General features: G+C 66.7%; 13 protein-coding genes. 4 read left to right on the top strand and 9 right to left on the bottom strand.

Annotated elements, in window-relative coordinates:
- Positions 1-2: 2 nt before the first annotated feature.
- The 6 genes from WD184_03375 to WD184_03350 form a co-directional block, all read right to left on the bottom strand.
- Positions 3-959 (bottom strand): peptidoglycan-binding protein, encoded by a 957-nt coding sequence (locus tag WD184_03375; GenBank protein ID MEX0825789.1) that lies wholly within the window; start codon positions 957-959, stop codon positions 3-5.
- Positions 960-1,022: 63 nt separating this feature from the next.
- Positions 1,023-1,349, bottom strand: a complete 327-nt coding sequence (gene trxA / locus WD184_03370; protein MEX0825788.1) for a thioredoxin — start codon at positions 1,347-1,349, stop codon at positions 1,023-1,025.
- The gene (gene trxB / locus WD184_03365) at positions 1,342-2,349 is read right to left on the bottom strand and encodes a thioredoxin-disulfide reductase (GenBank protein MEX0825787.1); all 1,008 of its coding nucleotides are present in this window, start codon (positions 2,347-2,349) and stop codon (positions 1,342-1,344) included. Before trxB ends, trxA begins: the two co-directional genes overlap by 8 nt.
- Before the next feature lie 32 nt (positions 2,350-2,381).
- Positions 2,382-2,699 carry a hypothetical protein gene (locus WD184_03360; GenBank protein MEX0825786.1) on the bottom strand — a complete coding sequence of 106 codons (318 nt, stop codon included), beginning with the start codon at positions 2,697-2,699 and terminating at the stop codon, positions 2,382-2,384.
- Between the two features lie 73 nt (positions 2,700-2,772).
- Positions 2,773-3,549 (bottom strand): hypothetical protein, encoded by a 777-nt coding sequence (locus WD184_03355; GenBank protein ID MEX0825785.1) that lies wholly within the window; start codon positions 3,547-3,549, stop codon positions 2,773-2,775.
- Positions 3,542-4,123 (bottom strand): sigma-70 family RNA polymerase sigma factor, encoded by a 582-nt coding sequence (locus WD184_03350; GenBank protein MEX0825784.1) that lies wholly within the window; start codon positions 4,121-4,123, stop codon positions 3,542-3,544. The genes WD184_03355 and WD184_03350 overlap by 8 nt, the downstream gene beginning before the upstream one ends.
- Positions 4,124-4,287: 164 nt before the next feature.
- Between WD184_03350 and WD184_03345 the strand changes: the two genes are divergently transcribed.
- A complete protein-coding gene (locus WD184_03345) occupies positions 4,288-5,118 on the top strand; it encodes a DegV family protein (protein MEX0825783.1) in 831 nt (276 codons plus the stop codon).
- A gap of 145 nt (positions 5,119-5,263) precedes the next feature.
- Here the strand turns inward: WD184_03345 and WD184_03340 are convergent, their stop codons facing one another.
- Positions 5,264-5,986, bottom strand: coding sequence for a GNAT family N-acetyltransferase (locus tag WD184_03340; GenBank protein ID MEX0825782.1), 723 nt, complete (start codon positions 5,984-5,986; stop codon positions 5,264-5,266).
- Between the two features lie 67 nt (positions 5,987-6,053).
- Between WD184_03340 and WD184_03335 the strand changes: the two genes are divergently transcribed.
- The 3 genes from WD184_03335 to WD184_03325 all read left to right on the top strand — a co-directional run bounded on the left by WD184_03335 (position 6,054) and on the right by WD184_03325 (position 9,762).
- Complete coding sequence (locus WD184_03335) at positions 6,054-7,067, top strand: histone deacetylase (GenBank protein MEX0825781.1); 1,014 nt, start codon at positions 6,054-6,056, stop codon at positions 7,065-7,067.
- Positions 7,068-7,108: 41 nt separating this feature from the next.
- A complete protein-coding gene (locus tag WD184_03330) occupies positions 7,109-8,203 on the top strand; it encodes a PilT/PilU family type 4a pilus ATPase (GenBank protein ID MEX0825780.1) in 1,095 nt (364 codons plus the stop codon).
- Between the two features lie 131 nt (positions 8,204-8,334).
- Positions 8,335-9,762, top strand: a complete 1,428-nt coding sequence (locus WD184_03325; protein MEX0825779.1) for a CCA tRNA nucleotidyltransferase — start codon at positions 8,335-8,337, stop codon at positions 9,760-9,762.
- 61 nt (positions 9,763-9,823) lie between these two features.
- Here WD184_03325 and WD184_03320 read toward each other — a convergent pair whose 3' ends face one another.
- Positions 9,824-11,686 (bottom strand): protein prkA, encoded by a 1,863-nt coding sequence (locus tag WD184_03320; GenBank protein ID MEX0825778.1) that lies wholly within the window; start codon positions 11,684-11,686, stop codon positions 9,824-9,826.
- Positions 11,687-11,792: 106 nt separating this feature from the next.
- Positions 11,793-12,299 (bottom strand): hypothetical protein, encoded by a 507-nt coding sequence (locus tag WD184_03315; protein ID MEX0825777.1) that lies wholly within the window; start codon positions 12,297-12,299, stop codon positions 11,793-11,795.
- Positions 12,300-12,504 lie beyond the last annotated feature (205 nt).

Genomic DNA, 12,504 nt, shown 5'->3' with positions numbered 1-12,504 from the left:
GACTACTGATTCTCGAACCAGGACTCCACGCTGCGAGCGGTCGAGGCGCCGACCGCCGCGTCCAGGCGGGGTAGGGCCACCACGATCGCCGGAGCGCGGGTGTCGCGGAGCAGGGGGGTGACCCGGCCCACCGCTTCGACCCCCAGCCCGGCGGCGACCGCAACGGCGATCCTCTCTCCTGCCTCGCTCTCGCCTCGAGCCGACGAGTAGAAGTAGACCCCGGGGACGTCGGTGGACGGCAGGGCGAACCCGATGACGATGAACGCCCCCACCTCGTTGGCGTGCTCGGCGCGGAGCCGCTCGGCAGGGCGGGTGTCGGCCGAGCGGCTGAGCACCGGGTGGGCGCCGGCATCGCTCAGCGTGGAGATCGCCCCACGGGCGGCAGCCCACGCCTCGATGGACTCGCGATCGTCTCGGCAGTAGGGGTCCACGAACACCCGGTGGCCGGCGAGGGAGCGGGGCAGGTTGGACAGCCACACCCGCTCCTTCAGTTCGTGCCGTCCCATCTTCCCGGTCTCGCGCGACATCAGGGTCAACTCGGCGACCACCGCCGGGCCGATGATCCCGTCCTCGGCCATGAGTCGGTTCTGTTGGAATTCGAGCACGGCCTTCAGCGTGGCCGGGCCGAAGATGCCGTCCACCGCTCCGGCCTCTAAGCCCAGTGCATTGAGTCGGCTCTGCAGTTCGGCCACGTCGTCGCCGTGCAGCATCGGCATCCGGTAGTAGAGGAGCCGATCACCGAGGGTGTAGCTGGCGTCGACGAGGATGCGCCAGGTCTCGCGGCCGACCATGCCGTCGGCAGCGAGCCGTCTCGATTCCTGGAACGAACGAACCGCCGCCTCGGTGCCTTCACCGAATTCACCCAAGCGATCGCCGTTGATGGCGAGGCCGACCGCTGTCAGGCGGTCCTGAATGTCGCGCACGGCGTCCCCGGTGTCGCCTATTTGATACAGGGCCATGTCAGCCAATCCTGACAGAAAGTGAACGCTTCACTGGCGGCCCGGGGTCCGGCTGGTGTCGAACTAGGAGATGAACTCGTCGATCTCCGAAAGGATCGCCTGCTCGGGCCGCGCCCCCACGATGCGCTTCTTCTCGTTGCCGCCCTGATACACGATGAGAGTGGGAATGCTCATCACCTCGTACTGCATCGCGGTGTTGGGGTTTTCGTCGACGTTCAGCTTTGCCACGGTGATCTTGCCGGCGTGGTTGGTGGCGATCTTCTCGACGACCGGGGCGATCATCCGGCATGGCGAGCACCACTCGGCCCAGAAGTCGACGAGCACCGGAGTGTCGCCGGCTATGAGGTCGGCGAATCCTTGATCGGTTGCGGTTATCACATTTTCAGCCATTGGCGGGCCCTGCGGCCTTCACCTCCTGTTGATCGGCGACCATCGCGGTCGAGGTTCGTGACCCTGCGGGGGGATAGTGGTCGCCGGCCTGGGCGTCGAGCCAGCGTTCGACGTCGATGGCGGCCTCGCACCCCATGCCGGCTGCGGTGACCGCCTGGCGGTAGGTGTGGTCGACCACGTCGCCCGCGCCGAACACCCCGTCCACCGAAGTAGCAGTGCTGCCGAACACCTTGAGGTAGCCCTTCTCGTCGAGTTCGAGCTGACCCTCGAAGAGGCCGGTGTTCGGATCGTGGCCGATGGCGACGAAAACGCCTTCGGTGGCGAACTCTTCGGTGGCGCCAGATTCGAGGTCGGTGAGCCGCACCCCGGTAACCGACCCGTCACCGAGGATCTCATCGACGACGGTGTTCCAACGGACGTCGATCTTGTCGTGCTCCAGAACCCTGGAGGCCATGATCTTCGACGCCCGGAACTCGTCGCGACGGTGAACGACGGTGACCCTGGAGGCGAACTTGGTGAGAAACAACGCCTCCTCCATGGCCGAGTCGCCTCCGCCGACCACGATGATCGGTCGGTCGCGGAAGAAGAACCCGTCGCAGGTGGCGCAGGCCGACACGCCATAGCCGCGGAGCTTGTCTTCGCCGGGCACGCCCAGCCAGCGCGCCGACGCGCCGGTGGACACGATGATCGATTCGGATTGGTACTCGTCATTGCCGACCCAGATCTTGAAGGGCCGCTGTGACAGATCCACCTTCGACACGTCGGAGGTGACGATCCTGGTACCGAACCTCGTGGCCTGCTTCTTGAACAGCTCCATCAGTTCGGGCCCCATGATCCCGTCGGGAAAGCCGGGGTAGTTCTCGACGTCGGTGGTCAGCATCAACTGGCCGCCGGCGGCCATGCCCTCGATCATCAGCGGTTCGAGGTTGGCCCGGGAGGCGTAGATCGCCGCGGTCAGCCCGGCGGGGCCGGAGCCGATGATGGTGAGCTTCTCGGTCACTGATCGTCCTTGCGTCTGATCCCGGGGCGAGCCTATTCGCTCACCCGCTTAGACCACAACAACGCTCCGAGGGCCAGGAATACTCCACCGATCACCGCGTATGTGATCTCCATGTACTGGGTGCAATCGCACGCCTTGCGAGTCAACTCGCCGGTGATCCGGAACAGACCCACCAGGAAGAAGAGGAGGGCGGTGGCGACGAGGGTCAGCGCCACCAACCCCAGCGTCACGTAAGTGATGACCCGGGCCACCTTGTCGACCGTCATCGATCTGATCTTGGTGGCCACCGACTCCAGGAAGTCGGCGATCCTCACCGGGTAGTCGTCGCGGGTCTGGTCCTGGTCGGCCATACACCCGAGGTTAGAGCCTGGATCGGTCGATGGCGCCATCGGCGACGCCGGACGATGCGCAGGAGATCGGCTCTCAGGGGAGGGTGCCGAGAAGCTCGCAATCGACAGGCGAGTACGCCGCGGCGCCGTCGAGCGCTCCGTCGACGATGGTGAAGAACACCATCACCTGGCGGTCTCCGATCGTCATTTCGATGAACTCGAGAGCGTCGGGGGACGCGTCGATCTGGTCGGACGCCTCGGCGGCACAGGCTGTCTCGGGGGTGGGGGAGGTAGCCCGGTACCTGCTGCCGGCCGGGTCGTCGGCCAATGCGGTGAGCGCCTCCTCGACGTCGTCGTCGGCGGCGGCCGGAGCCCCTTCGGAGTCTCCGCTCGCCGGCGTCGTGGACATGCCGTCGGTGATGGTGGAGTCGACCCCGGCCATCGGCTCGGCGCCGGCGTCCTCGGCGGTGCGGGACGCGTCGACCTCGGCGAGCCCCAACGACACGTCGGAGGAGTCGGGCTGGTCGCTGGTCAGCAGGCCGGCGATGGGGACGACAGCCACCAGGGCGGCCAGAGTCGCCGCGGCCACCGTGATGGCGCCCCAGGGTGCCCGCCGACCCGACGCGGCCGACGCCGGGGTGCGGTCGAACCCGATGGCCTCGGCCACTGCCATATGGACGCGTTCTCGCTCGCCGTCGGTGAGGTTGGCCGGGGGAGCAGCCCGCACGGCCGCGAGCGCCCGGCGGTGCTGGGCGAGCGCCGCGGTTGCTTCGCCGTCGGCGGCGATCACGCGTTCGGCCGCGGCGGCCTCACTCGGGTCGAGGCGGCCGTCGGCGAGGGCGGCGATGAGGTCGTGGTCGAATTCAGGCATTGGCTTCTCGGATAGGAGTGTCGGAAGGGCCTTTCAGGTTCCCGAGAGATTCGGCGAGCAGGCGGCGGCCCCGGAATACCCGTGACTTCACCGTGCCCACCGGGACCTCGAGGATGTCGGCGACGGCCTGGAGGGCGAGACCCTCGACGTCGGCGAGGACGACGGCCGCCCGGAACTCGTCGGGTAGGGCGGCCAGCGCGGCTTCGATATCCGACCTCAACTCGGCCGACGTGAACCGATCGTCGGCGGATACATCGACCGGATCGTTCGAATCGGGGAGGGGGACCGCCGCGTGGCGCCGCCTGCGGCGGGCCTGGTCGTAACACGTGTTCACCGCCACCCGGTACAGCCAGGTACTGAACGCGGAGCGGCCGGCGAACCGATCGGCCTTGCGGAATACCGCGATGAATGTCTCCTGGGTGGCATCCAGCGCCGCTTCCCGATCGCGCAGCATTCGCAGACACACCGCGAACACCCGGTCCTCGTGGGCGCGCATCAGCTCGTCGAAGGCGGCCACCTCCCCCTGGAGGTAGCGCCCGATGAGAATGGCGTCGAGCTCGGCGCGGTCGGTCATTCCCCAGACGGTAATGAGGGTCCGAGGCCGTGTGCGCCCTCGGTGCAATGCGCAATGCGCTGCGAGCGTGCCGAATGTTGAAGGCTCCGGTTCATCGAGATGCGAATTGCGAATTGCCACCCGGCGGCGCAAGCAGGCCAAACACGCGCGAGACTGCGGGCGTAATGATTCGAATCATCACCGACTCCTCTTGTGACCTTCCGGATGACGTGGTGGAGCGACACCGGCTCACGGTGGTACCGCTGACCATCCGCTTCGGCGACGAGGACTTCGTCGACCGTGAGCAGCTCTCGAAGGACGACTTCTGGTCGAAGCTGACAGGCGGCACGGTGACTCCGGAGACCGCGGCTCCGTCGGTCGGTCGGTTCCAGGAGGCATTCAGCCGGCTGTCCGACGAGGGGGCCGACGGGGTGGTGGTGATCTGTATCTCATCGGAGATCAGCGCCACCCACCAGGCGGCGGTGCTCGCCGTCGACAGCTACGGCGGTGGGATCCCGGTCAGGGTGATCGACAGCCGGCTGGTCTCGGCCGCCCTCGGGCTGGTGGTGGTCGAGGCAGCCCAGGCGGCGGAGGCCGGGGCCACCATCGCTGAGACAGAGCGGATCGCGGTGGATGCCGCCGCCAAGTCCAATCTGCTGGCGACGCTCGACACTCTCGAGTACCTCAAGCGCGGTGGCCGGATCGGAGGGGCGGCGGCCTTCTTCGGAAATCTGCTCGACCTGAAGCCGCTCATCGCGTTCGCCGACGGGGTGGTCTCGCCCGCAGGGCGGGTCCGTACCAGGAAGAAGGCGGTGGCGGCGATCCTCCAGCACCTCGACGGAATCGTCGACCGTGTCGAGGCACTGGCCGTGGTCCACTCGGATCCGGACGACCTCCAGTCGTTCCGGGACGAGGTCGCCGCTCGCTACCCCACGGTCATGCTCTCCCGCCTCGGCCCGGTGGTAGGAACCCACGCCGGCCCCGGGGTGATCGGAATTGCCTACCGATTGAAGTAGCCCAGGGGCGGATGCAGGGTCCTGTCTTGTGGGAGGGAATCAAGAGCCAAGATTCAAGACTCGAACCTGCCACGGTCTTGACTCTTGACTCTTGACTCTTGATTCTTGATTCTTGATTCTTGATTCTTGATTCTTGCCTCTCTGTTCACCCCGCGTTCTTCAGTACCGCCAGGGGCTCCATGAGCGCGACGAAGCCCTCCGACTCGTAGAGGGCGATGGCTCCGTCGTTGTCGATCTGGGTGTTGAGCATGAGCACCCGCGACCCCATCCGCTTGGCCCATCGCGCCGATGACCGGACCAGGGACCGACCGATCCCGCGGCCCTGGCTCCCCGGATCGACCGCCAGGCGTTGCAGGTAGGCGATCGATGTGCCGGCCCCGCTGACGGCGAAGCCGGCGAGTCCGCCGCCGGCGTTGCGGACCACATGAAGGACGGCGCGAGGGGTGGAGGCCATCGCCTCACACATTGCTCGCCGGTCGAACCGCCAGAAGTCGTCGAAGGCGGCGGCGTCGATGCGCAGCGCCTCCTCGACGTCGGCCTCTCCTCCGACGAGAACGAGATGTGCCGGCGGAGGGATTCGATCGAGGGTGGTACGGAGCAGCGCCAGGTCGGCGTGATGCACGAACTCGGCGTCACACCATGTCTGCTGCGCAGACCGGGGGAGTGGGGGTGACAGCACCGCGGATGCTCCGACCTCGCGGAGGGCCTCGACGCAGTCACTGAGGAATTGGGTTCCTCCGCCGCGCATCAAACGGAGGTGAGCCATCGGGACGACATCGTTCCACGGTCGCGACTCGGCCCGGGCCCAACCCCTCCTCAGTGTGATCGGCTCGGGCCAACTGCCCTCGACCCGTACTCGTGTTGTCACGGTGGCGATGGTAGGTGCGGGCCGGTCGCGCCGAATCCCCGCGGCGGCTCGTGGCAGAGTGGTGGCGATGCGACCGCTGCTCTTTCACCACCAGGCGTTCCTCGACCACGACACGGGTGCCGGCCATCCCGAGCGTCCCGAAAGGGTGACCGCCGCCCTCCGGGGTGCCCGATCGTGGGGAGGTGAGGTGGATGAGCGACTCGCCCCCGAAGCCGAGATCACCGACTTGTTCGGGGTGCACGACCCGGCGTATGTCGAGGCGATCCGCGACTTCTGTGCAGCCGGCGGTGGGGCGCTCGATCCGGACACCTCCGCCGTGCCCGCCTCGTGGACCGCGGCGCTGCGGGCTGTGGGTGCGGGCCTCGCCTCCCTGCAGGCGATCGACGACGGCGATGCCACGGTGGCCTTCAACGTGGTGCGCCCGCCCGGTCATCACGCCCTGGGGGCACGGGCGATGGGCTTTTGTCTGTTCAACAACGTGGCGGTTGCGGCCGATCGCATCCGGGGCCGCGGCGATCGGGTGGCGATCATCGACTGGGATGTTCACCACGGTAACGGCACCCAGGACATGTTCTACACCGACGGTGAAGTGCTCTACCTGTCGCTTCACGAGTTTCCCTTCTACCCGGGTACCGGATGGCTCGAGGAGACGGGCAGCGGCCCCGGGGAGGGGCGGACGATCAACTTCCCGTTTCCTCCCGGGACCGCGGGCGACGCGTATGCGGAGGCGTTCGATCGGGTGGTGGTCCCGGTGCTCGCCGAGTTTGCCCCTGCTCGCGTTCTGGTGAGCGCCGGATACGACGCCCATCGCGCCGATCCGCTCGCCGGGTTGATGCTCGAGGCCGCCGACTACCAGCGGATGGCGGCGGACCTGGCGTCCCTGGGGATCCCGACCGTCTACTTCCTCGAAGGGGGCTACGACCTGGCGGCGATCGAAGCCTCGGTCGCCGCCACCCTGCGGGGCGCGGCCGGCGAGCCTGCGTCGCCGCCGTCGGCCGCCTCGCCCCGGCGAGCCCGGCAGTCGGTGCAGATGGTTGCCGAGGCGATGGCGCCACATTGGAAGGGTGTTCAAGGCGGCTGACGGCAGTGCCGATACGACCTGACCGATAGGAAGAGCCGGAGCTGACCTCGAACCTGCCCTCGATCGATGAACTACTCGCCGACACGCGCACGGCCGGAGCATCTGACCTCCACCTGAAGCCGGGGATCCCCCCGACGATCCGGGTGGACGGCGACCTGCGCCCCCTTCCGCAGCCGAACCTCACGGTGGCCGATGTCGACGCCTACCTCGAAGCCCTGATCCCGGACCGCCTGCGGGTCGAGTTCAAGGAGCATCGGGAGGCCGACTTCGCGTATGGCCTCCGCGACGGCTCCCGATTCCGGGTGAACGCCTTTCAGCAGCGGGGCCACAACACCATCGCCCTGCGCGCTCTGCTTCCACCCACTGGCGACTTCGCCTCGCTGGGGCTTCCTCCGGTGCTCTCCCGGCTCGCTGCCGAGCGCCGGGGACTGATCCTCGTGACCGGGCCCACCGGCTCGGGGAAGTCGACGACCCTGGCGGCGCTGGTCGATTGGATCAACTCGAACCGCCGGGTCAACATCATCACGGTGGAGGACCCGGTGGAATTCATCCACCGCGACAAGGTGGCCATGGTGAGCCAGCGCGAGGTGGGCGTGGACACCGGCAGTTTCGGCGAAGCGATGCGCCGGATGCTCCGCCAGGACCCCGACGTCATCCTCATCGGCGAGATGCGCGACGTGGAGACCGTCGATGCCGCCCTCAAGGCGTCCGAGACCGGCCACCTGGTGTTGTCCTCGCTCCACACCCTCGATGCGACTGAGACCATCAACCGCATCATCGACTTCTTCCCCACCGAGCATCAGCGTCAGATCCGAGTGCTGCTCTCCGGCACGCTGAAGGCGATCCTCAGCCAGCGGCTCATCCCCGCGGTGAGCGGCAAGGGTCGGGTGCCGGCGGTCGAGGTGCTCGTCAACACCGACCGGGTCGCCGAACGGATCGCCGATGAGACGCTGACCCATGAGATCCCCGACGTCATCGCCGAGGGGTCGTACTACGGCATGGAGACCTTCGATCAGGCCATCCTGCGCCTGGCAGGCAGCGGCAAGATCGCCTTCGACGAAGCAATGCGCAACGCCACCAACCCGGCGGACCTCAAGCTGCGAGCACAGCAACTGGGCCTGGTCGGGACGAAATGAGTCTCCAGTCTCCAGTCGCCAGTCTCCAGTAGGAGAAGCCTCCCGCCTCCCGCAAGAATTCTTGATCTGTTCTCGCTGGAGACTGGGGATTGGCGACTGGAGACTGGAAGCGGGTGTCGTAAAGTTGCCCCATGATCCCCGCTCGTCTTCAACCGCTGTTGCGCGCCGAGGGCGTTCCTGTTCGGGTCGCCGAGCGGTTCCGGGCGGCGGGGCACGAGCTCTACCTGGTGGGGGGAAGCGTCCGCGACGCCTTGCTCGATCGAGTGGCGGCCGTCGAGGAGTACGACTTCACCACCGATGCCTCCCCCGACGAGATCGAGGGGCTCCTTCGGGGCTGGGCGAAGGCGGTGGTGGTCGTCGGGAAGGAGTTCGGCACGGTCGGGGCACACCTCGATGGCATCAGCGTGGAGATCACCACCTTCCGCAGTGAGGTGTATCGCGAGGAGAGCCGTAAGCCGGTGGTGGAGTTCTCCAACGACCTGGCCACCGACCTGTCCCGCCGGGACTTCTCCATCAACGCGATCGCTCTACGGCTGGTGCCAGAGCCGGAGATGATCGATCCGCACGGTGGTCTGACCGACCTCGGTGCCGGGGTGCTCCGCACTCCGATCGACCCCGAGATCTCGTTCGCCGACGATCCGCTGCGAATGCTCCGCCTCTTTCGCTTTGTCGCGACCCTGGGGTTCACGGTTGAGGACGCCACGCTGGCAGCGGCCGGGGCGATGGCGGGGCGGATCGAGATCGTGAGCGCCGAGCGAGTCCACGGCGAGTTCGATCGGCTGATCACGGGAGACTTTGTGGCCGCCGGGCTCTGGGGGGTGGTGGACTCCGGGCTCGCCGAGCATTTCATCCCTGAGATCCCCGCCCTGGCCGTCGAGCAGGATCCCTTCCATCAACACAAGGATGTGCTCGCCCACACGATCGCGGTGGTCGAGAAGTGCCCCGCCGACGACAGGATCGTCCGCCTGGCGGCGCTGTTCCACGACATCGGAAAGCCCGAAACCCGCGAGGTGGGCGAGGGCGGCGTCAGCTTCCACCACCACGAGGTCGTCGGTGCCCGAATCACCAAGGCCCGCATGCGCGAACTGCGCTATCCCAAGGACGACATCGACGCCGTGTCCCGTCTGGTCTACCTCCACATGCGCCCTCACACCTTCAAGTTGGGGTGGAGCGATCGAGCCGTTCGCCGGTACGTCCGTGATGCCGGGGATCAACTCGACCAGCTCAACACGCTGGTCCGGTGCGATGTCACCACCCGCAACGAGAAGCGTGAGCGGCAGATCCAGCGCGCCATCTCCGAGTTGGAGGACCGCATCGCCGAATTGCGCAGTCGTGAAGAGATCGACCGCATCCGCCCCCCGATCGACGGCAACCGGGTGATGCAGCACCTAGGCCTGAAGCCCGGCCCCCTCGTCGGCGAAGCGATGGACATGCTCCTGGAACACCGCCTCGACGAAGGCCCCTATGACGAAGAAGAGGCCTTGCGATTGCTCGATGATTGGATGCGGGAGAGAGAATCAAGAGCCAAGAATCAAGACAACACCAATCCCAATTCTTGATTCTTGATTCTTGACTCTTGGCTCTTCTCTGGCTGGGGCTGGAGCCGTAGCCGGAGCGGGCTCACGAGTACCAGGTTGGCCTCTTATCCCCGTCTTCGTGCCGGTCGCGTTTCGATCCGGTGAACTTGTGGGCGTACTCGACCAGTTGCACCGCGCAGGCCTTGCGCCAGCCGGAAGCCTGGATGCCCTGGACGATGCCGTCGCCCTGGTCGTCGAGCTTCCTGGCGACGTCGCTCCACGACGGCAGCAGCGCCCGCTGGATCGCATCCTCCAACAAGGGATGGCGAGTGTGGAGCGGGCGACCCCGCTGCCCCTTCAACTCGAGCGCCGCCGAGAGCGCGTTGCGGAATCGATCTCGTCCGTACTGGGGAACGTCGATGAGCCGCTCCAGGCGCCGCAGGGTGGGGGTGTTGGCCGCGTCGCCCTGGGACTTCCAGGTGGCCACTTCCTCACGAACCGTCTTTGCCATCTTCTCGGCCGAATCCCGGTACCCGAGCACCGACCCCTTGCGAATCTCCAACTGCACCATCTCGTCGTACTCGGCCTGGGTGGCGGAGAGCAGCGAGCTCCAACGCTCGCGCTCGTCTTCGGTGAACCCGGCCCGCTGGGGCAGACCCTCCCAGAGTGCTTCGAGCACCGCGATGCCATCGAGGCAGCCCTTGGTGTTGCCGGCCACTTGCGACAGGCGATTGATCACGTAGCGGGGGCTCAGTCCGGTCATGCCCTCGTTGGGAGCCTTGTCCCGCAGCTTGCGGGCGTCTTCCGAGCCGCCGTGAGGCCCGTAGCGGCCGTCGTAGAGCCGGAGCTTGCGGATCAGGCCTTGCATGCCTCCGCCCGGGTGTTCGAGCCTGGTCAGCACCGCGAAAGTGGCGGCGGTGTGGAGGGCGAGCGGCGAGACGTCGCGCCGGCCGAGGTCGGCGCCGGAGAGCATCTTCTCGTAGATGCGTATCTCGTCGCGCACCGACAGTACGAACGGAACCTTCACCACCACGAGGCGGTCGAGCATCGCCGCCGCCCGCGGGTTGTCGACGAGCTCCTGATATTCGGCGAGGTTGCTCTGGGCGATCAATGCCTCGTCGGCATACATGGTGCCGGGACCGCTCGTCTTGATGATCTGTTCCTGGCTGAGGCTCAGCAGCACTGCCAGGAAGCGTTCGTCCATCTTGAAGACTTCGAGCAGGTCGGCCATCCCCCGGTGGGCTGCGTTCAACTCGCCGTCGAAGCGGTAAGCGCGCCGCACCGATCCCGGGTCGGTGGGGTCGAGGAGGTTCTGCTCCACCTCTCCGACGAGGCGGGCGAGATTCTCCGAGCGGGGGTCGGTGGCGACAAAGGTGCCGAAGCCGGTGCCGCGGGCGATGCTGTAGTGGATTCGTTGGATCGGCACCTTGGTGATGTCGCCCTGATAGACGTACTCCACCAGCCAGCGCACCTCGGGGTTGAGGTCCCCTTCGATGTAGACGCCGGTCTCGTCGCGGAGGCCTTTGGGGATCAGCCGCAGCGGGTCCTCGTGCATCTGGGAGCCCTTGACGGCGTACACCCGGCCGTCGTCCGTCTTGGTGTACTCCTCAAGACCCTCCTTGATGGTGTTGATGAGGGTCGACTTGCCCGAGCCAGGAGGACCGACGAGGAGCAGGATCCGCTTGCGGACATCGAGGCGGCGTCCGGCCGCCCGGAAGTAGTCGACCACCTGCTGGATGACCCACTGCTGACCGAACAGCCCGCCCTCGAAGAGGTCGAAGCGCTCCTCGCCGTCGGGCCCGGTGGATACGCCGGAAGCCTCGAGCATGTCGGCGATCAGTGCGTGCGACAGTCGGGCGAGTCGGGGATCGTCGCGCACCATCTCGAGGTACCGGGCGAACGTCACCTCTTCTGCTGGTGCGGCAACCTCGGCCTTGATCCTGCCGAGGAGTTCTTTGGGTTCCATTTGACTCCTGCCTGCGACTCGCCGCCAAGAGTAGAGAGCGGGAGACCCGAAGGTCTCCCGCTCTCTCGATCCGTCCCCCCGGGGACCATGTTTTTGGTTGGGCGCCTTAGAAGGGCTCCAACCCGTTGCCGAGCGCCTCAGCGAAGCCGAAGTACACGAGCGCCACGCCCGCGAACAGCGTCACCCATCCGACCAGCGACTTGAAGCCGCGGTTCGACGCCACCAGGCCGGCCGAGACGAAGTGGAGCAACAGCACGATGCCAAGCACGAGCGAGGCCCACGTGTACTGGCCGGGCGCGTCGTTGTCCGAGAAGTACATGAACCCGAAGAGGGCCACGATCCCGAACAACAGAGCGAACATGCCATAGGTGCGGTCCTGGCTCGACTCGTTCCACGCGTTGGCGGCGGCCATGAACCCGAAGATCGCTCCGAATCCCAGGAACGCCCCACCGACCGCGTCGCCGCCGGCACCGCCGCTAAAGGCGAACCAGAGGCCGAGCATGAATGCGGTGGCTCCGATGGCATACGCCGTGGTGCGGGCTTCCGTGACCCCACCCCAGAACCAGCCGTACATGAACAAGATCGCACCTAAGGCAATGAGTACTACGTCCACAGTTCCTCCTATACGTGGCTTTCCCTTACGACACTTAGACCCGAGGCGCGCGCGCATGGTGACGGCGTTACGCCCGGTTTCGAATCTGTGGATAAGTGCCTCGCTTCGCTCGGCACGCGATTCGCGATTCGCAATACGCGACACGGAGGAACGCGATGCGCGATGCGCGATGCGCGGCCGGTCGAGCGCGTTTGCAGGGTTGGAC

Source organism: Acidimicrobiia bacterium, assembly GCA_040878325.1.
Lineage (GTDB): Bacteria > Actinomycetota > Acidimicrobiia > Spongiisociales > UBA11373 > JAUYIV01.
Note: the sequence above shows the minus strand (reverse complement) of the source record. Positions and strands in the feature narration are given on the sequence as shown.

What these genes read in the sequence shown, in the direction of transcription:
- WD184_03375 (MEX0825789.1), bottom strand. Translation starts at nt 959, where the DNA reads ATGGCCCTGTATCAAATAGGCGACACCGGGGACGCCGTGCGCGACATT.
- trxA (MEX0825788.1), bottom strand. Translation starts at nt 1,349, where the DNA reads ATGGCTGAAAATGTGATAACCGCAACCGATCAAGGATTCGCCGACCTC.
- WD184_03360 (MEX0825786.1), bottom strand. Translation starts at nt 2,699, where the DNA reads ATGGCCGACCAGGACCAGACCCGCGACGACTACCCGGTGAGGATCGCC.
- WD184_03355 (MEX0825785.1), bottom strand. Translation starts at nt 3,549, where the DNA reads ATGCCTGAATTCGACCACGACCTCATCGCCGCCCTCGCCGACGGCCGC.
- WD184_03350 (MEX0825784.1), bottom strand. Translation starts at nt 4,123, where the DNA reads ATGACCGACCGCGCCGAGCTCGACGCCATTCTCATCGGGCGCTACCTC.
- WD184_03345 (MEX0825783.1), top strand. Translation starts at nt 4,288, where the DNA reads ATGATTCGAATCATCACCGACTCCTCTTGTGACCTTCCGGATGACGTG.
- WD184_03335 (MEX0825781.1), top strand. Translation starts at nt 6,054, where the DNA reads ATGCGACCGCTGCTCTTTCACCACCAGGCGTTCCTCGACCACGACACG.
- WD184_03325 (MEX0825779.1), top strand. Translation starts at nt 8,335, where the DNA reads ATGATCCCCGCTCGTCTTCAACCGCTGTTGCGCGCCGAGGGCGTTCCT.
- WD184_03320 (MEX0825778.1), bottom strand. Translation starts at nt 11,686, where the DNA reads ATGGAACCCAAAGAACTCCTCGGCAGGATCAAGGCCGAGGTTGCCGCA.